Genomic DNA, 20596 nt, shown 5'->3' with positions numbered 1-20596 from the left:
TTTTGTTATTTCCACTGTCTACTTGACAGGGACAGTTCAAAGCCGATAGCCTGTTTCGATCATCCGCAATTCAAAAACATCGTTGCTTTTATGATCACATAAAAAAATGCAAAAAACTTTTCTGAAAAAAGAGTCTGCCGCTGCTCAGATCTCTTCCCGAACTGAAAAAGTTAAACAGTAATGATAGTTGCCGAAAATAACATATTTAAAATAAAAGAACTACATTTCATTCTTTATCTCAGATAAAATACGGTACGAATGCACGCGAGCCGAATGGTCGTATATATATGAAACAACCATTATTTCGTCTACCTGAGTGTCATCCAAAAATTTTTGAAGCTTCTCTTTTATTGTTTGCTTAGATCCAACAAACGAAAAATAAAGCTGATGGCGTACCGCTTCTTTTTCAAATTCATTCCACTCTCCATCCATGCTTTCAACAGGAGGCTGCAACAATCTAGAAGTTCCTCGGATCACGCCCAAAAACATTTGATACAAGCTGGTTGCAAGATACTTCGCCTCTTCATCGGTATCTGCTGCCACGACATTCACACACGCCAACGCATACGGCTCCTTCAAATGTTCTGACGGCTGGAACTGGTCACGATATATTTTCAGTGCTTCATATAAGTGATTCGGTGCAAAATGGCTTGCAAACCCAAAAGGAAGTCCAAGCTTTGCTGAAAGCTGAGCGCTATACGTACTTGATCCAAGCAGCCAAACAGGAACATTTAATCCCTCACCAGGAACTGCGCGTACATACCCTTTCCGCTTCTCTTTCGGAGCAAAATAATTGATGAGTTCTTGGACGTCGTTTGGAAATTCTGATACTGACCCATGTAAATTTCTTCGCAATGCCATGGATGTCACCTGATCTGTTCCAGGAGCACGTCCTATCCCTAAATCAATTCGACCTGGATACAACGACTCTAATGTCCCGAATTGTTCAGCAATCACAAGAGGAGCATGGTTCGGAAGCATGACGCCTCCAGATCCTACACGAATCGTTTTCGTACCTCCTGCAATATAGCCTATTAATACAGAAGTAGCTGAGCTTGCGATGCCCTCCATATTATGGTGCTCTGCAAGCCAATAACGTTTATATCCAAATCGTTCAACATTTTGCGCAAGGTCTAAACTGTTTTTGAATGTGTCAGCCGGCGTTTTCCCTAATAAAACAGGAGCCAAATCCAAAACTGAGAATTCAATCTCTTCCAGTCTTTTTTTCTGAGAATTCGTCATTTTTTCAACTCCTTTTAAACTCTCCTTATAAGGATTGTAAAAAACTGTTCAATGGTATTACAAGGAATTTGCCTGCCACACAACTTCTCACAGTGAAAAATGCTTTGTGATTTTTTATGGTTCATTGACGTCTAACGTGAAAATCTGTCTTTTCCCATAAACGTTGAAAAAACACTTTTAAGTCTCGCGCTTTCAGTTTTCCAATGCTTCTTCTGTTTTAAAGTTGAAATGTTGTTTGTTATACGCTTCCCTGACAAGCAAAACTCTCCTTGTAAATGATCAGCCACTTAAAATTGCGAATGTCCTCTTTTTTTCACAAAATAAAACCTCACACCTACTATAAAAAAGAAGTGTGAGGCTTATTCATATAGTTCATCGAAATGGTTATATCTAGAGTTTTTAAAGTTTGGCAGAATAAGTCTTTAAAACATTGTAAAAAACAACAGATTTTTTGAGCAATTGGTCATTTATTCATTAATTCATAATTATTCTAACAGCGTTACAGACAATTGACCTACCGACTCATCTATTCATCATTATCCTAAATAGGCAGTAAAGTTCTTACAGATTTCAGACTCCAAATAAAAATGCATTGCTGGTTTGGTTTATTTTCTTTCATTCTCATTCCAAAGATTCAACGGCAATTCTAATAAAATTTTTGCCACTTGGTCGCGGGCGATATTATTAGATGGAGCCATTGGGATTCCTGCCCGGGCATCGCGGTAAAGCCGTTCAAAAGGTCCTTCAATATAGCCATAACCGCCCGCTACATCCATCGCAATTCGTGCAGCAAAATCTGCTGTTTCGGATGCTTTCACTTTAAATTCTATGACTTCGGATGCCAATGAGCTTATAGGTTGCCCTTCTGCCAGCAATTCATCATAATGTCTTGCTAAATCTATCTGCCATGCTTTTAAACCTGCAATTCTTATTTTCACTTCTGCCAATTTTTCACGAATGACTTGATGGTCAGCCAAACTATTATTAAATCCTTTGTTAACTGCGTTCTTAACATGTTTAACAGCCAGTTCTAGTGCACCTTGGGCAACACCGAGCCAAACAGATGCAATACCCAGTATATAAATAGGGTTTGCGCCTTCATCCATGATTTCTCTTCCTAACCCTTCGTATCCCACTAGATCGCGGCCGCTTACTTTTATATTGTTAAACGTAATTGGACCACTGTGGCTTCCTCTTACACCTAATGCATTCCATGGCTTTGCAACTATACCGTCATTATGGCCGTCAACGATAAAGAAGCTAATGTTACTAGGGTCGTCAGAATCAGGGGTTCTCGTTTGCAAAATATAAAAATCTGCTTGGCCTCCGCTTGTCGTAAAGGATTTTTCAGCATTAATGATATAATCGCTGCCATCGCGCTCAGCCTGGCTTAAGCTAAACCATACATGACCTCTTGTAGCTTTTTCACTAACAGCAAAGGTTCCGATCGCACCATCTCTGATAGGGAGCAGCCACCGTTTCTTTTGATCATCGTTTCCATATAAAACAATTACTTGTGCTGCTCCAACATGCATAGCATATACTAAAGCTGTTGACGCATCAACTTTCCCGATTTCTTCAGCCACGATGGAAAATCCTAAATATCCTAAATCTAATCCTCCCCATTTTTCAGAAAATGTTACTGAATTCCATCCTTCTTTCGCAAGGGCTAACAAACTTTCACGCGGGAACTCCCCACTCTTGTCAATTCGTTCAGCGCTTGGTTTAATGACTTCTTCAATAATTGGCTTAACTTTCTCCCTAATTTCCTCAATAAATGCTCTTGAATACTTTTTGTTAATTGTTTCATAGTTACTCATTTTTAAACACTCCTTTTTATATATAAAATTTTTAAAACATCCTTAAAAGTAAACCTCTCTTATTGGAAGATCTGTACTGTTCACGACGTAGTCGCCAATAGCTCTAGCTTTGTAAACTGTTGGATTATGTGAAGCAAGAGTGCGAATATTACGCCAGTGACGGTCAAGATGTTTTGATTGTCTCGTTGCGGATGCCCCTCCAACCTCGAAAAGAAGCGTCGAGGCCTGTAAGGCAAGTTGATCTATAATAACCTTGGCCTGTGCAGCTCGCAGGGAAGCTTCATGGCTCAGAGAATAATCGATCACTCCATTAACTGCTGAATTCAGAGCAGCATCAATTGCATCTGCGGCAGCTAGGACAATAGTTTCTGCGGTAAACGCGCTGCTTGAGAGCTGTCCAATGACATGCTGCAGTTGCGGATCTTGTCGAGGTGTATCCGCAGCAGCAAAACTGAATGTCCGTGATCTTCCATGAACTAAAGCTTTAGCGTCTGTCACCACATTCCGCAAGATGCCCGCTATCACTCCATGCAAATAGAGCTGCAGAAAAGAGTTGAAAGGCGTTTTGGAGCCATCAATATATGTTATTTCATCTTGATTGACATACACATTGTGAAGACGTGTAGTACCGCTTCCTGTCCATTTTTGTCCGATGCCGTCCCAGTCATCTTCAATGATGACACCTTCACGATTTGTCGGAATTATTACCGATGCAGGCCTTCCTTCATGAGTTGATGCCGTAACAACTACCCAGTCTGCATACAGTGTGCCGGTACTAAAGTATTTTTTGCCATTCAATAGGAAGCCTTCACCATCCGGTGATAAAGTTGTTTCAAAAACCAAATTTCCAGCATTATTGGATGAAATTTCAGCAGAAGCATTGCCGATGATTTCTCCATTGGCTACTCTTTGCAGCCACTTTTCACGGAGTTTTTCATCCGTAAGCAGCAAAAATTTCTCCACTTGGGAAAAGTGTGAACGAAGGCTGTGTGCGACATCTGGATCAGCTTCCGCTAAACGTATTAAAATTTGAAAAAGATCACGAATATTTGCACCGCTGCCGCCAAGTTCAACAGGTAATCGCAATGCACCCAATCGAGATTTTCGGATTAAATCAAAGGCATAATATGGATGATCTTTACTCCCAGTACTTCTGCGTTTTTCAGCATCTTCTGCAATTGCAGCAATTAAGTATTCTAATTCTGGTGAATCAACTTTTACTGGGCTGGTAAAAGTTAGAGAATTTGATTCATCTTTATTTTTGAAGTTAATCCTTTGATTTAATGGTTTTTGGCTTGACATTCATCAAACACTCCTGTTTTGTTTTTTAAATTTACCAACCACATCTTTTTCGCGTATTACCGCAAAAAATAATGTGAAAGTTCAAACGTTCAACTGTTTCATCAATCCGTTTGTTTTACACCGCAGCTTACACCACGATTGTTTTGATTCAGGAAATGGATGTCCATTTACCAAGCTCTGATGTTCATCATTAGAATACTTAAGTCCACCATCCCGTAAGAAAAGATTGCTCCAACAGCTTTTCACAAATTGCCATTAAAGGAAAAGACAGCATAACCATTCTCTGATTTCAAATTTGTCAAAGTGTGAAATCGATTCTTATGCTAGATTTTTAAAACACTAGCACCGTTTCCTCTGGATTACTTTCTATATTTGCTAAATAAATCCTCATCTGGACTATGATCCGTTGGTAATGGAGGCTCATCTGACAATGCGGATATCTGTTCTCTTTCACTGGCAGTTAAAGGGATTTCTGCCCCAGCAATCGATAGGGCCAGTTGTTCCGGATTACGCGCTCCTATAATTGGAGCAGTTACAGCAGGATGATGTAATACCCATGAAACTGCTAAAGAAGCAGGATGATATCCAAATTGTTTCGCCAGCTCCGTAAATTGATGTGCAACAGTAAAATAATACTGATGACTATATCTTTTCTCATAATTCTTTTGTTCTACTAATCTTCCTTGCTCCGGCTTGTTTGTACTGTTATATTTTCCGGTTAATAAGCCTCCGCCGAGCGGACTGTAAGTTATGGCACCTAATTGCTCTGATTGAGCTAACGGAAAAATTTCTACCTCCGCTTGCCGTTTTACGAGATTATACATCGGTTGAATTAACTCAAATCGTGCTAGCTGTTTTCTTTCAGATATTCCTAGAGCTTTTGCAATTTGCCAGGCAGCCCAGTTACTTACAGCGGGGAATAAAATCTTCCCTTGTTTTTGTAAATCATCTAAAGCTCTAACGATTTCTTCAATATCTGTATACTCGTCAAACAGATGAACAAAATAAAATTCAATCCGATCAGTGCCCAATCTTTTTAAACTTTGTTCAACTGATAAAAAAAGATTTCTTCTCGATAAACCGCCGCTATTTAAATCTTTGCCTGTAGGCAAGCCTGCTTTAGAGGTTAAAACAATCTCATCTCGATGACCGGCAATACATTTTCCAAGAATTTCTTCAGCACGTCCATCATTATAAACATTCGCTGTATCAAAAAAGTTTATCCCGGCTTCTCGACATTGCTTATACATTATAATGGAAGTTTCTTCATCTGCAATGCCGCCGAATGACATTGTTCCAAAGCATAAATTTGAAACATGAATGCCTGTCCTTCCAACTGTACGAAATTCCATTATTACCTCCAACATTATGAGCTGAAGGAGAAGCAAACTTTAAAATTGTTAAAAATTCCGATATTTTGCGCCTGTATGATCATCTGGCAGCAGCTTTTTCCCTGTACCAAACAGCTTCTCCCTCAGTGTTCCTTTCTCGTATTCTTTTTTATAGATTCCACGTTTTTGCAGCTCCGGAACAACGAAATGAATGAACTCTTCAATGCTTCCAGGCGTTATAAGATGTGCAAGATTATACCCGTCGATTCCAGTTTGTTCGATCTGGAATTGAATGCTGTCAGCTATTTCAACGGGATTGCCGACTAATACATTACTCCTTCCGATCGTTTCAAACTTGTTTAACACTTCTCGAACAGTTAATTTTCTTGGCGCATCTTTCGTTAATGAAGCAGCTCGAGACTGACCATGTTCCGTATGCTTATATTCAAAAAAAGCGTCTTTATCTTCATATTTAGATAAATCATAGCCTGTTGAACCGCTATATTGAGCTTTTGCCGCTTCAGCACTCCACAATCGATTGTATTCCTCATATTTTAATTCAGCTTCTTCTGTCGTTTCTGCCACAATGACATTTAAAAACGTAAATGCTTTAATATTTTCAGGATTCCGTCCGTATTTTTCAGCCCGTTCTTTAATATCTTGAATATAAAATCTTAATTTTTCGGGCGTCGACCCGCCAACAAACACACACTCTGCATGCTTGGCGGCGAAATCTCTGCCGCGTTCAGAAGAACCTGCCTGAAAAATAACAGGTGTCCGCTGTGCAGAAGGATATGTTAAATGCGGGCCTTTTACGCTGAAATATCGCCCATTATGGTTTATTTCATGAACCTTTTCGGGATCAAATAAAATTTCATTTTCCGCATCGCCAACAAACGCATGCTCCTCCCAGCTGCCTTCCCAAAGCTTATAGGAAACCTCCATAAATTCATCGGCAATATCATAACGCTCGTCATGTTTAACAATTTCTTTATGGCCGTAGTTTTGCGCAGCATTTGGCAAATATGAGGTGACAACATTCCAGCCAATTCTGCCGTTTGTAAAGTGATCTAATGTGGAGAAACGACGTGCATTTGAAAACGGATGTTCATACGTTGTGCTGACCGTTACTACAAATGACAAATGCTCTGTAACAGCTGCCACCGCTGGTACAATAAAGGCCGGATCATTTAGCGGAACTTGAACGCCGTCTCGAATCGCAGCATCTTTACTATTTTGATAGACATCATACACTCCGGCTACATCTGCAAAAAAAATGGTGTCAAACTTCCCTTTTTCCAACAATTTTCCTAACTCAATCCAATAATGTAGATCATTATAATAAAGATGACGTTTATTTTGAGGATGCTTCCATAATCCGTGAGAATTATGCATAGCTCCTGCCATATCAAAAAGATTTAATATTATCTGCTTTGCCATATTTCTCACTCCAGCATCTTTTCAAAAGTACAAATTCCGATTCTATCAGTCGATTGTCACCAAATTCAAATGCAGCCTTGCTCGCAAATAAACAATTCCTTCCTTATGTTATTCTTTGCCTTGTTTTATATTTTCAACTAAGCGATCTAATTCTTTTTGCAGTTCTGGTACTGGCACCTTTGTGACAATGCTTGCACCCTTCGTATCTTCTTCTACTGCTTTAGCTACTTCTTCTGTCTGATAAATTTCCGCAATGGTCTTATATGCCTCATTGTCTTTATTCTTTTCTAAAGTGGCAAAAACGTTAACATACGGCAGTGTATCTTTGCTGTTTGGATCATCATGAAAAATGGCATCTGCTAAAGTGTAGCCGGCTTGACCAGCTATTCCGCCATTAATAATTGATGCGGCTACATCAGGCAGTACTCTAGGAGTCTGTTGGGCAACGACTTCTACTATTTCAATATTTTTTGGATTTTTAACGATATCTTTTACTGTTGGATAAAGACCGACATCTTCCCTTAACTCAATTAATCCAGCTTGCTGCAGAACCTTTAGCCCTCTGCCTAAATTAGCCGGATCATTTGGAACCGCAATTTTTGAACCATTTGGGATCTCGGATACATCTTTATATTTTTCCGAATACAATCCTAAAGGAGCAACAACAGTTGAGCCAATCGGCACAATATTCACATTATTTTCCGCGATAAATTGGCTTAAAAATGCAAGATGCTGGAAGGCGTTCACATCTACCTCGCCATTGACAAGTGCAGTATTTGGCAGCACATAATCGGAAAATTCGACATATTCTACCTTAATATTTTTTTCTAACGCTTTTTTCTTAATGATGTCCCAATACTGTCCATCTGATCCGGTAATCCCCACCTTAACAGTAACGACTTTTTCTTTTTTATCCCCAGATGCTGAATTGCTGTTGCAGCCCGCCAGGAGGCCAATCACCAAAATTGTAACTAGTAAATGGAATAGTTTGATTTTCATAAAATAATAATCCCCCTAATATATGATTGATCTATCTGCGTAAAAAGAAACGTGAAAGCATGTTGCCAATAAATTGAGCAATTTGAACAAGAATAATTAATATGACAACCGTAACAATCATGACGGATGTATCAAACCGCTGATAACCATATGTCATCGCAAGATCCCCAAGGCCCCCTCCGCCAACCGTTCCAGCCATGGCGGAAAAATCAATAAGTCCTACGGTGATAAATGTAATTCCTAAAATTAAAGGCCCTAATGCTTCGGGAATTAGTACCCCAAATATTATTTGAATAGGTGATGCCCCCATCGCCTTTGCAGCCTCGATAATACCTGGATCAATTGAGACTAAATTATTTTCTACCACCCTGGCAATGGCAAAAGCTGCAGCAATGGTCATCGGAAAAATAGCCGCTGTCGTTCCAATTGTAGTTCCCACAACGAATCGCGTAAGCGGGCTGATGGCAACTAAAAATATGATGAACGGTATAGGTCGAATAATATTGATTAATAAATTCAAAAATGAAAAGATGAATCTATTTTCTAAAATATTGCCTTTACGGGTGACAAATAGCAGTAGTCCCATGATAATTCCTAAAATACTAGCAAAAATCAATGTGAAAATGACCATTGTAATCGTTTCACCTGTTGCTTGAAGTATTCTAGGCCAAAACGTCGTCCAATCAACTTTCACCGTTTGTGACCTCCCTTACTTCAACTATCTCTGTCAACTCTTTTAATACTTCTTCAATTTGAGAATCAGCTCCAATGAATTCCACGATTAAATTGCCAAACAATTGATTTTGAAGTTCATTGATGCTTCCGTAAATGATATTAAAGTGAATATTATGTTTAGCTGTTAATGTCGATAATATAGGTTGACTCGCAGTGTCTCCTGAAAATACAATTCGATAAAGCTTTCTTTCATGATCCTTCCTTAACTTTTCAAGCAAGCTCGAAGATAATTTTTCATTTACAACCGAACTGATAAAATTTTTCGTCGTTTTTTCTTGAGGATTTGAAAATATATTAAAAACCTCGCCCTCTTCAATGATTCTCCCGTTTTCCATAACCGCTACGCGATTGCAAATTTTTCGAATCACGTTCATTTCATGTGTTATTAATAAAATCGTAATATTGAATTCTTCATTCACTTTTTTCAATAGATTTAATATTTCATTAGTGGTTTCTGGATCTAAAGCCGAGGTAGCCTCATCACATAACAGAATGTCTGGTGAAGTTGCAAGCGCTCGTGCAATCCCTACTCTTTGTTTTTGACCTCCAGACAACTGTTCTGGAAATTTGTCAGCTTTGTCTTCAAGACCAACAAATTGTAATAGCTCTGTAACTCGTTGGTGGATTTCCTCCTTCGATTTTTTCTCCAATTTTAAAGGGTAAGCAATATTGCCATATACCGTGCGAGAATTAAATAGATTAAATGTTTGAAAAATCATTCCAATTTTTCTTCTTAATTGCCGCAGATCTTTCGAAGATATGGAATTCAAATCATAATTATCGACTATAATATTTCCTTTTGTCGGACGTTCGAGTAAATTCACTAACCTAAGCAGTGTACTTTTTCCGGCTCCGCTAAAGCCGATGATTCCAAAAATGTCGCCTTTTTTAATGTGAAGCGAAACATCTTTTACAGCTTCTACTTTTTTCCCACCAGACTCGTATATTTTACTAACTCTCTCTAGCCTAATCATCAATTTCCTCCACCAACCGAAAATTTATCCAGATCTATATACAATATCCCCTTTGTTCAAAACGTTTAATGCGGGAACTACTCGAGCGTTTGGGGATGGTGCTTCTCCCATCTTAACTCTTTATGTTTAATTTAATTTGTTTAACTTGGAAAAATGGCGATGAACCATAATACTTTGACACATTTGTGCAATGCAAAAAATTTTTTTCCTTGTCATATTGTGAAAATCGAGTAGGAGGGAGCGATTAACTCCCGTCCTCTCACACCACCGTACGTACGGTTCCGTATACGGCGGTTCAATTAAGATAATTGACGCAAGTCTTTATAACTTCCGTGAATAGCTGTTCTCTTTATGCCAGTGGTCACTCCACCCTCCAAGAGATCTCCCACGGGATTCACCGCTTCCTCCCTCAAGTGAGGTACTACGTTTTCTGTGTTCATCATGACTCACTGAATGCCAAGGGCTATTCTCTCTTAATTGTTCGGTCCTTCTTAGTTGTTCTAGACCAACTAATACTATGACCTCTGCTGACTTCTGACTGTTCAGCTATCTATCACTAGATAGGTTACCAAGGTTACTTGGCGTGCCAGCCAGACCTCCCCGGGTAAGAGTGTAATCTTTCCTTCCATCCATCTGCTTCATTTACTCTGTATCACCTTCGGCAGAAAGGGCTTTGTTTTGTCTTGCAAACTCACCCAGTGATACCTAGCCTCATATGAAGTTCGTGTTCCTCAGACCGGAAGTTTGCCGCTCGCTTCCTTCAGATTCCGCGTCACCACGGACACCCTTGCGTTAAGCTAACTGCTACTTCTGCCTTCGCAGCTCGGGACTTTCACCCTATAGATTACACCCATGCCGGGCGCACAAGAAAGGCCTTAATTTCATTTTTCATGAAATTAAGGCCTCTGGTGTTCCAGTCAGCAAATATTATGAACTTTTCTGCTCAGCAGCAGAAAATGCTCCCACAGTCTCCAGCATCCTCCTATTTAAATTGCACTTCTTTCAAGCTATTTCGATATTCTTCAATCACGGATTTCGAAACTTGACTCACGACCATGTCATTTAAAGGAGGATTATATAAACCACACTGAACATCCCTAAAATATCTTTCTAATGGCAAATCTTTCGATAACGAATGACCGCCTGCGATTCTCATAGCCAGCTCTACTATTTTGATCGCATTATTACATACTGTATATTTTGTAATAGAGACTTCATTGCTTAACTTGTCTCGAACATGTAAATTTCGGTCCCATTTTTCAGCTAAACCGTATAACAGGTATCTTGATACAGCGATTAAAATTTCGATTTCTCCAATTTTATCCTGAACATGCGGCGCCTCTAGAATAACATCTCCTAGACTTGGTGAAAATTTCTCAGCCGCATACTTTAAAATAAAATCTCTGGCAGCAATCGCAATCCCTAAATAAATGGCTGGCAACTGCAGCGTGTAGGCACTGCTGTTGCCCTTAAAGCGGTTGTTCTTCCCCTTGTCAATGTAAGACAATAACGCCTCTTCCGGCACAAACACATCATGCAGTTCGATATCATGGCTGCCTGTTGCTCTCATTCCCAAAACATTCCATGTATCTATCAATTGTACCGAATCATTTTTTTTAATTAAAAATTCGGCCGTTTTATCTTCTTCTTCGACATATGCCAAAATCGTAAAATGCGACACAATTGGCGCCAATGTTGCAAATGCCTTTCTTCCTGAAATGATATATCCGTCTTTCGTTTTTCTCGCAATTGTTGATGGGGTTCCGCCTCTTACAATATTGCCTGATGTCCGCTCCGTGACAAAAACATTTAATAATGAACCTTCCTCAACGGCCTCTCTGCATATTTTCGCAAAAATTTCTTCTTTCCAAGGCCGGAAATCCCTAAGGCTAAAGAATGCCATTAAGTGCCATCCTATCGCCAGTGCCGTAGAACCACAGGCTTTCGCTAATCGTTCTTGTACCAGCAAAATTTCATATAATGAAAGTTCTTCACCGCCATATTCTTTAGGGATTGTTAGCTTATGATAACCCTCTTTTTTTAGGATTTCGATATGCTCAAACGGAAATTCTCCTGTTTCATCATATTTATCAGCTGTCTGTCGAATTTTCTCTGCAATGCGCTCCGCATATTCTACGAGCCTTGCATCTCGTTCATTTCGAATCGTCTGATTGCTTGCGTTAAAATCCATTGTGCATCCTCCAATAAAATCCTTAGAAGTAAACCTCTCTTATCGGAAGCTTCGTACCATTCACAACATAATCGCCAATAGCTCTTGCTTTGTAGGCTATCGGATTATGGGAAGCAAGTGTGCGAATATTGCGCCAGTGGCGGTCAAAATGCTTGGATTGTCTCGTAGCTGAAGCGCCGCCAACCTCAAAGAGAAGTGTAGCTGCTTGTAATGCAAGGTGATCGATAATAACTTTCGCCTGAGCAGCTCGCAGGGAAGCCTCATGACTTAAATCAAAGTCTATTTCTCCATTAACCGCCTCATTCACTGCTATGTCTAATGCATCTGCGGCAGCCAGCACAAGTGCTTCTGCGGTAAACGCGCTGCTTGAAAGCTGCCCAATAATTTGCTGAAGCAGCGGATCAGCCGCTGGCGTATCTGCCGATGCAAAAGTAAAGGTTCTGGATCTTCCATGAACTAAAGCTTTAGCGTCTGTCACCACATTCCGCAAAATACCCGCTATCACTCCTTGCAGATAGAGCTGTAAAAATGAATTGAAAGGCGTCTTCGTCTCATCAATAAATGTTACTTCTTCTCGATTGACATATACATTGTTTAAGCGTGTTGTACCGCTTCCTGTTAATTTTTGTCCGATACCATCCCAGTCATCTTCAATGATGACGCCATCACGATTTGTCGGAATAAACGCGGAAACAGGTTTTCCTTCAGGGGTTGATGCCATAACGATTACCCAGTCGGAATATATGGTACCGGTGCTAAAATATTTCGTACCGTTTAATCGGTACCCTTCGCCATCTTGAGTCAAAGTTGTTTCAAAAATCAAATGACCAACATTTTTTGATGAAATTTCCGTAAAGGCATTCCCAATAATATCTCCTTTTGCCACGATTCCCAACAATTGCTCACGTCGTTCTTTATCCGGATTTCGAAGTATTTCTTCTACTTGCCAATAATGGGCACGAAGGCTGTGCGCCACATCCGGATCGGCTTCAGCTAAACGGATTAGGACATAGAAAAGATCACGAATACTAGCTCCTCCACCGCCTAGTTCAACAGGCAGACGTAAAGCACCCAATCGAGATTGCCGAATTAAATCGAAGGCGTGATAAGGCAGTTCTTCACTGCCGGCATTTCTTCGTTCCTCAGCGTCTTTAGCAATTACATCAATCAATTGATCTAATTCAGGCGAATCAACTTTTACCGGACCGTTAAAAGTCAAAGAGCTTGCTTCATTTAATTGATTTTGAATTGACATCTTTTATGCACTCCTTTAATCGTATTTTAAATTTCACTATTCACATCTTTTTAGTAATATTTATTTGTAAAAAAAAGAGCCAAACAGCAATTACTAGCACCTCAGATCAATTTACAGGGCTTTTCGCTGCAAATGCACCTCGGTATTTTGCAGCAGGATGACGCTCATTGAGACGATCTGTCCCAAACAATTTGCGCCGCAATGTTCCTGGCTTTCCATATCCATTGCGCGCTAAACCGCGCTTTCGAAGCACAGGCATGACTTGATCAATAAATTCTTCATAGGAACCGGGAATCGTCGCATTGATGACATTGATGCCGTCAACACCTGCATCCCTCCAAAGCTCAAGCTGGTCTGCAATCATTTCAGGAGTGCCGACAATACGGTTTGTTTTGCTCCTGAGCCTAGCAAGATCTCTAACTGTAGGAGTCCTTCCCGGCGTGCTTTGCTTTAGCCATTCATATGTGCTTCTGATCCCTTCAGTTTTGATATCTTCCAATGGAGTATCTAAAGTAGCATTCCCTAAATCAATTCCCATCCCCCCAGCGGAATGAGCGATCATCATATCGAAATCAATCTTATTTTCAAGTTCATATTCTTTTTGCCGAGCTTCTTCCTCCGTCTTTCCGATCACAAAGTACAATCCCTGATAAAAGTGGATATCCTCACTCTTTCTGCCATTTTCAACCGCCAACCTTCGTGTTTCATCGATCAGCTTGCGGGCATTTTCAGGATCAGGTGCTCCAATGAAGATCGCTTCAGCATTGCGAGCCGAAAAATCTCTGCCAGTAGGGGACGAACCAGCTTGAAAAAGCAACGGTGTGCGCTGCGGTGATGGAGCCACTAAGTGCGGTCCTTCCACCTTGTAGCGCTTGCCGACATGATGAATTTTATGGACTTTCGCCGGATCCGCATGAATTCCGCTTTCACGGTCCTGCAAAAGCGCTCCTTCATCCCATGAACCTTCCCAAAGCTTATATAAAACATCAACATATTCATCCAGCCACTCATATCGTTCATCATGCGGAACTAAGCCGTCATAGCCAAAGTTGCGAAAGGCATTTGCTGAGTAGCTGGTAACCATGTTCCAGGCAATTCGTCCTTTGGTGATGTGATCTAATGTTGATACACGGCGTGCAAAGTTAAAGGGAGGTTCTTGAACCGGAGCCGCCGTAAAAGCTAAGCCTAAATGTTTTGTATTTACTGCAAGTGCTGAAAGCAGTACCATTGGGTCATTACTAGGTACTTGCAAGCCATTTTCAATATGGAAATCCCATCCTCCTCGAAAGTCATTGTACAGCCCGACGACGTCGGCGAAAAAGATGACGTCAAAACCTCCCTCATCCAGCCGTTTCGCTAAAGAAACCCAAAGATTTACGTCATTAAAGTTAAGCTGATGACCTTCTTGATCACGCCACATCCCGTGAAGAATGTGAGAAGGTGTATTCATAACAAAAGCAGAAAATGATAATGGCTTTGTCATATTCCCCATATCTCCATTTATCAAATTTGTTTAGCCAAAAAAAGAATTCATTTCATAAACGACTTAAAGGACTTATGAATCCGCAGCAAAATTGGCAACAAGTCAAATAAAGATGATGCAAAAGTAATACTGACTAACGACTAACCTACAGTTTCTTTTTTTCAAGGCTGATCATACGAAGTTCAAAGCTTCTTTTGATACAAAAAAGTAAGGTTAATCCTGCAGTTGATAGCTTAAATTTCTATATTTAGCTCCAATATGGTCTTCCGGTAAACGGGACTGGCCTTTGCCAAACAATTTTTCCCGCAAAGTTCCTTCTTCATATTCTTTTTTCACGACTCCACGTTGTTGAAGCTCCGGAATGACAAGATCAACAAAATCTTTAAAAGTTCCCGGCGTTATTGCATAGGCGAGATTAAATCCATCGATATCCGTATCTTCAATCCATTCCTCAAACGTATCAGCTATTTGCTTTGGTGTTCCGACTACTACAGGACCCATTCCGCCTATTCCAGCAAAATTCGCCAGCTCGCGGACAGTCCATTTTTTATTTGGACTTGCTTTCGTTAATGATTCGAGCACTGATTTGATGGCGTTAGTATCAATGTATTCAATTTCTTGATCAGGATCATATTTTGAAAAATCAACACCTGACCAGCCGCCTAATAAAGAAAGGGCCCCTTCATAGCTGATATATTGCGATAATTCTTCATATTTCGCCCACGCTTCCTCCTCCGTCCGCCCAACAATCGGTGTGAACAAAGCGAATACTTTTATGCTTTGCGGATCCCTGCCAAATTCAGCAGCCTGGGCTCTTAAATTTTTCACATATGAAGCGATAGGCTCTTTTCCTGGCATCGAAACAAATGTGCACTCAGCATGTTTTGCTGCAAATTGACGCCCTCTCGCTGAAGCGCCTGCTTGATATAAAACAGGTGTTCTTTGCGGCGACGGCTCGCACAAATGAATGCCTGGCACATTAAAATATTTGCCGTGATGATTTATTTCATGAACTTTCGCTGGGTCTGTGAAAATTTTTCTATCTCTATCTTTTATAACAGCATCGTCTTCCCAGCTGCCTTCCCATAATTTATAGCAAACTTCCAAATATTCTTCCGCAATATTATATCGTTCTGAATGGAGGAACCGATCGCCAATATCGATGTTTTTCGTTCCGCTTTCCAAATAGGAAGTAACAATATTCCAGCCTACTCGGCCCTTTGTTAAATGGTCTAAAGTCGACATTCTGCGTGCAAATGTATATGGATGCTCAAATGTTGTAGAGCATGTGATCCCAAAGCCTAAATGCTCCGTTGCATGCGCCATTGCAGAAACAAGTAAAATAGGGTCATTGACTGGAACTTGGGTTGCTTCACGTACTGCTGTCGTTTTATCATTTCCATACACATCATAAATGCCGATTACATCTGCAATAAATAATCCATCGAACCGCCCTTTTTCCAGTAATTGCGCCAGCTCAACCCAATATTCAATATCTTTATATCGGTATGACTGATCTTCAGGATGCACCCATAATCCCGGAGATTGATGCGCCACACAATTCATATCAAAAGCGTTTAAATAAATTCGCTTTTTCTTCATATGATTTCCTCCCGACTAACCGTAAATTTGACATTGTCGTTTAGTTATCATTCCATGGACCGATAATGTCTGTGATTCTATATATCGAAACTGAAATGGAGTGGGATCATTTTTGAAAGGTACGTGTCTCTTTCTCAAATACTTGTTGTTACATCTTTTTCTTCGTTTTATTTAAAGGTTTATAACGAAAAAAAACAGAGACTATCTTTGCAAGTACGAAACTTGCGATGATATGTCTCTGGTCGTCCAGTCAACATGATACATTTGATCATATGAAATTTTTGCTAAAGTAATATATTTCCCTATACAAAGGTAAAAATTTTTTTGGTTGGAATCAACGGCAGCTTAAGCAATTTATTGGTGACAGTTCTGTCACCATTATTTTCCATCTCCGTGAGCAGGATGAAACATCCTTTCTGTTCGGTGCAAACAATATATAAATCACTATTTTAATTGTTCAACTTTTAACCGGCTTAATAGATCATTCAATGATGTTTGTAATCTCGATTCTATTTCCGCATCAATAAAAGTAACCTGATCTTCGTGATAGCCAATTTGAGAATCTACGAAATACACTCCTTTTAAAATCTCCTGGCTGCCTAACACAGAAGCAATCGGCTTAATAGCATATTCCAATGTTAAAAGATGAGCTGCTGTTCCGCCGGTAACCACCGGGAGAACAACTTTATCAACGAATCCTTTTTCAGGAATGAAATCTAACAGGGCTTTTAACACCCCTGGATAGCTTGCTTTATATACAGGACTTACAATAATAACTGCCTGTGCTTGTTCAATCTGTGCTAAAACCTCTTGAATTTTTGGGCTGTTGAAGTTGGCAAATAAAAGATCTTCTGCCGGCAGGTCACGAACTGAAATGGTAGACGCATTCAGCCCTTCAGCCTTGATCCTTTTTTCTAAATAAGCAGAGATAGCTAAGCTTCTTGATGGTTTAGATGGACTTCCGGAAATAATCACGATATTTGACATAATGTCATCACCTTTCTTCAATTAAATTCGATCGTTTATACATTAAGAATACGGTGTAATCTCAGGCAATTTACCGTTAAGAGCCCATTCTCCGATATCACGGATTTTATATTCAATGGGATCATGCAACGTGTGAGTCCTTACATTTCGCCAAAAGCGGTCAAACCGATATTTTCCTAAAGTTGCCCTTGCCCCCATTACTTCAAACATACGGCTGGTAAGCTCTAAAGCTGCTTTTGCTGTTGCAACCTTTGCAGTCGCAATGATAATTCCACACTCTCCACGTTCCTGTTCTGTTAATGCCCTTTCTTTATCCCATGCTTCTTGCAGAGCATTTGAAGCGTCTTGGGCCAATGCAGCTGCAGCTTTTAACTGCACATATAAATCTCCATACTGGCGAATCGTATATGGATCGCTCGTCGCCTGATCTACTTTAGAGGTCAGCCAAGGACGAGTGATATTTTTCGTATAGTTTTTCGCTTCTTCAAATGCTCCCTCCGCAATTCCAAGAAGAACATGAACTAAAATGGTTTGAGCAGTATGCGTCCTTATAGTAGGGAAAAAGCTTTCAGGTTCTTGTTCATAGAAATTTAATATCTCTTCTTCCTTCAGCAGTACATCTTGAAAAACAACAGTGCCGCTGTCCGTTTGCCGTTGGCCGAAGCTATCCCAATCATCATTAATGATTATTCCTGTCCGATTAGTAGGAATAACGGCAATAACAGGGCGATCTTGATTTGGACTTTTAGCTGATATAAGCAGCCGCTCTGAATCTTTAGCACCCGAGCAAAAGCTTTTTTTCCCAATTAGCTTTAACTGATCCCCTTCTCGCTTTACGAGCAAGCTTTCATCAAGAGGATTATAGGTATTTCCCCAAAACAAATTATTTTCAGCCGTTTCCTTATAATACTTCTCTTTCTGCTGAGGGGAACCGAATAGATGTACGGATGTCAAGCATAAGAAATGATAGCCGAATAAGTGAGCCAATGACCCGTCTACTTTTGCCAGCTCACGTGTAATTTGCAGCACAGCTTTCCAATCCTTCCCCAGTCCGCCTAAAGACTTCGGGATGATAAGTGAAAGTAATCCGCTTTTTCTAAGCAGGTCACGTTCTGCTTTTGCTGTTCCTCCTCGTTCATCCCTTTCAATTGCAGTTTTAGCAAACTCCTTTGCTAACTGCAAAGCTGTGTCAAGGTAATGACCTGTTCCTTCTGCAACACTCATCATTAGTTACCCCTTTGTCTTCTTTATCTAATAATGTTTGTGATTAATAGTTTACTGACATAATCGTTCTATTGTTCCATTATTTCATTCATAAATTGATGAAGCTTCTTTGAAAGACCTCCGTTTCCAAAACGGATATATTTGCGTTTTTTAAAATCCGCATCTTCTCTTTTGACAAATTCCAAAAAAGCTAAAATATAAATTCGACGATGAATAATAGAAACGACTCCATTTGTATAAAACCAATTGTCAATCGTATTGAAAACACCTTTATTTATCCGATAATTCTTTTGGCACCAAAGGAAAAATTGTAAATCCGGCAAATTCAAATATTCATTTTCTCGCAAAGATTTTTGTTTTTCCGCTTTATAATCCAATATGTTCACATAACTATTTGCCACCGCTAATCCACCTTTCCATGTTTGTAAAAAAAGGAAAGAGACTCTCATTTCAAGAAATATGATCTTGAATTGAGAGCCTCTAGTTGTCCAGTCAGCATTCATCAAACTATTTTGTTTATAACTAAATTAATACATATTATTCCTATATGTCAAGTATTATTTAAAGAAAGAGACTCCTCATTTCTTGATGTTGAATGCCCAACATCATTCGTATTCATTTGTTAGTTGTTCCGAAAGCTTACTCATTTCGAGTCTTATGCTTCTTTATATTAGTTGGCTAGGATTCCCTCCAATTTTGCTTCTTTTTCTCTTACGAGCGGAATGACTTTTTCACCAAAGGCTTTTAAGTCTTCATCGTAATGTAAAAATCCTGTCAAAACAATATCGACTCCTATTTTTTTCAGCTCAATGATGCGATCCGCCACTTGTTCTGCCGTCCCAATCAAACCTGTTTTGAAACCGTCATTATATTGCACAAGATCTTCGAAGGTGGATTCCGCCCACATTCCTTCACCTTCAGGAGAGGCTTTCCCTGCGAATTTCACTTGACTTTCAAAGCCTTCCACAGCTTCTTTATCTGCATGTAAAACAATATCTTTTAAAACTTGTTTTGCTTCTTCTTCTGTATCACGAACAATCACGAAGCCATTAACACCGAATTGGATGTTTCTTCCGTTCGATTCAGCCAATGATTTCACATGATCAATTTGCTTTTTCAGATTTTCCAGCGAATTTCCATTCATGAAATAAACATCTGAAACTCGTCCAGCCATTTCTCTTGCTGCTTTCGAGTTTCCGCCTTGGAAAATTTTTGGGATATTAATAGGTTTAGGCTTTAATGGCGCTTCATTTATACGATAAAAATCTCCTTTAAAAGTAGTGGTTTCCTTTGTCCACAAATCTCGTAGAACCTGTATAAATTCTTCAGACCGTCGATAACGTTCATCATGGTCTAACCACGGTTCCCCATAACCGATAAATTCATTTTTAAACCATCCGCTGACAATATTAATTGAAGCACGGCCATTACTGATATGATCAATCGTTGAAATAATTTTTGCTATGACACCTGGATGCCAAAGACCGGGCAGCACAGCTGTAATAATGTTTAATTTTTTGGTACTAGCGGCAAGTGCAGAAGCAAGCGCAGCGGCTTCTAATTGTTTTTCAGCTCCGTAGCTGGCGAAAAATCTTGTTTGCAGCAGGACGTAATCAAAACCATTTTCTTCAGCTATTTGTGCATAACGTTTGTTATCCTCAAATGACCAGCCTGTTTTCTGTGGCAGATTAGAGATCACAAGCCCTCCACTAACGTTTGGCGCCCAATAAGCAAATTGTAAACCCATTGATTTTCCCTCCTTAAATTTTAATAAAAAAGGCTCATATCAGATCCTAATATTAAGAACTGATATGAGCCTCTGGCGGTCCAGTGGGCAACCGGATAAAAGTAAAAGATTTAAGTATGATATTAATTCCATTATTCCTATTTGTCAAGTATGTTTTAAAAATTTCGACTTTTCTTGCTAGTTTTATTAGATCAGTCCTTAGAATTAGACATGAGGGAAAGGCAGAATGGAAAATGGGTCATGGAGCGAAAGGGAATATGATTA

Annotated in this window: 16 protein-coding genes; all 16 read right to left on the bottom strand. The window is 39.7% G+C overall.

Features of this window, described 5'->3' with window-relative positions; translation table 11 throughout:
- Positions 1–219 precede the first annotated feature (219 nt).
- The 16 genes from NSU02_RS01780 to sfnG all read right to left on the bottom strand — a co-directional run bounded on the left by NSU02_RS01780 (position 220) and on the right by sfnG (position 20332).
- Positions 220–1242 carry an LLM class flavin-dependent oxidoreductase gene (locus NSU02_RS01780; RefSeq protein WP_339193979.1) on the bottom strand — a complete coding sequence of 341 codons (1023 nt, stop codon included), beginning with the start codon at positions 1240–1242 and terminating at the stop codon, positions 220–222.
- Positions 1243–1847: 605 nt separating this feature from the next.
- Positions 1848–3062 (bottom strand): acyl-CoA dehydrogenase family protein, encoded by a 1215-nt coding sequence (locus NSU02_RS01775; RefSeq protein WP_063388388.1) that lies wholly within the window; start codon positions 3060–3062, stop codon positions 1848–1850.
- A gap of 42 nt (positions 3063–3104) precedes the next feature.
- Positions 3105–4364, bottom strand: a complete 1260-nt coding sequence (locus NSU02_RS01770) for an acyl-CoA dehydrogenase family protein (protein WP_130157489.1) — start codon at positions 4362–4364, stop codon at positions 3105–3107.
- 359 nt (positions 4365–4723) lie between these two features.
- Complete coding sequence (locus tag NSU02_RS01765) at positions 4724–5716, bottom strand: aldo/keto reductase (protein WP_327873204.1); 993 nt, start codon at positions 5714–5716, stop codon at positions 4724–4726.
- 48 nt (positions 5717–5764) lie between these two features.
- On the bottom strand, positions 5765–7135 hold the full coding sequence (locus tag NSU02_RS01760) for an LLM class flavin-dependent oxidoreductase (protein WP_327873205.1): 1371 nt from the start codon (positions 7133–7135) through the stop codon (positions 5765–5767).
- Between the two features lie 108 nt (positions 7136–7243).
- Positions 7244–8134 (bottom strand): MetQ/NlpA family ABC transporter substrate-binding protein, encoded by an 891-nt coding sequence (locus NSU02_RS01755; protein WP_063386546.1) that lies wholly within the window; start codon positions 8132–8134, stop codon positions 7244–7246.
- Between the two features lie 31 nt (positions 8135–8165).
- Positions 8166–8828, bottom strand: coding sequence for a methionine ABC transporter permease (locus NSU02_RS01750; protein WP_066247161.1), 663 nt, complete (start codon positions 8826–8828; stop codon positions 8166–8168).
- Entirely contained in the window at positions 8818–9843 is a 1026-nt protein-coding gene (locus tag NSU02_RS01745) for a methionine ABC transporter ATP-binding protein (RefSeq protein ID WP_130157495.1), read from the bottom strand. The genes NSU02_RS01750 and NSU02_RS01745 overlap by 11 nt, the downstream gene beginning before the upstream one ends.
- A 982-nt stretch (positions 9844–10825) precedes the next feature.
- Entirely contained in the window at positions 10826–12034 is a 1209-nt protein-coding gene (locus tag NSU02_RS01740) for an acyl-CoA dehydrogenase family protein (protein ID WP_144596892.1), read from the bottom strand.
- A 22-nt stretch (positions 12035–12056) separates the two neighbouring features.
- Positions 12057–13289 (bottom strand): acyl-CoA dehydrogenase family protein, encoded by a 1233-nt coding sequence (locus NSU02_RS01735; RefSeq protein WP_339193974.1) that lies wholly within the window; start codon positions 13287–13289, stop codon positions 12057–12059.
- Positions 13290–13395: 106 nt separating this feature from the next.
- Positions 13396–14772, bottom strand: a complete 1377-nt coding sequence (locus NSU02_RS01730; protein ID WP_063386541.1) for an LLM class flavin-dependent oxidoreductase — start codon at positions 14770–14772, stop codon at positions 13396–13398.
- Positions 14773–14985: 213 nt separating this feature from the next.
- The gene (locus tag NSU02_RS01725; RefSeq protein ID WP_066247175.1) at positions 14986–16374 is read right to left on the bottom strand and encodes an LLM class flavin-dependent oxidoreductase; all 1389 of its coding nucleotides are present in this window, start codon (positions 16372–16374) and stop codon (positions 14986–14988) included.
- A gap of 444 nt (positions 16375–16818) precedes the next feature.
- Positions 16819–17361: an NADPH-dependent FMN reductase gene (ssuE, locus tag NSU02_RS01720; RefSeq protein ID WP_063386539.1), complete on the bottom strand. Its 543-nt coding sequence runs from the start codon at positions 17359–17361 to the stop codon at positions 16819–16821.
- A gap of 42 nt (positions 17362–17403) precedes the next feature.
- Positions 17404–18588: an acyl-CoA dehydrogenase family protein gene (locus tag NSU02_RS01715; protein WP_339193971.1), complete on the bottom strand. Its 1185-nt coding sequence runs from the start codon at positions 18586–18588 to the stop codon at positions 17404–17406.
- A 65-nt stretch (positions 18589–18653) separates the two neighbouring features.
- Positions 18654–18986 carry a hypothetical protein gene (locus tag NSU02_RS01710; protein WP_235600401.1) on the bottom strand — a complete coding sequence of 111 codons (333 nt, stop codon included), beginning with the start codon at positions 18984–18986 and terminating at the stop codon, positions 18654–18656.
- Between the two features lie 269 nt (positions 18987–19255).
- Complete coding sequence (sfnG, locus tag NSU02_RS01705; RefSeq protein WP_063386537.1) at positions 19256–20332, bottom strand: dimethylsulfone monooxygenase SfnG; 1077 nt, start codon at positions 20330–20332, stop codon at positions 19256–19258.
- Between the last annotated feature and the right edge of the window lie 264 nt (positions 20333–20596).

It is taken from the genome of Aeribacillus sp. FSL W8-0870, assembly GCF_037963755.1.
In the GTDB taxonomy this organism is placed as follows: domain Bacteria; phylum Bacillota; class Bacilli; order Bacillales; family Aeribacillaceae; genus Aeribacillus; species Aeribacillus composti.
Note: the sequence above shows the minus strand (reverse complement) of the source record. Positions and strands in the feature narration are given on the sequence as shown.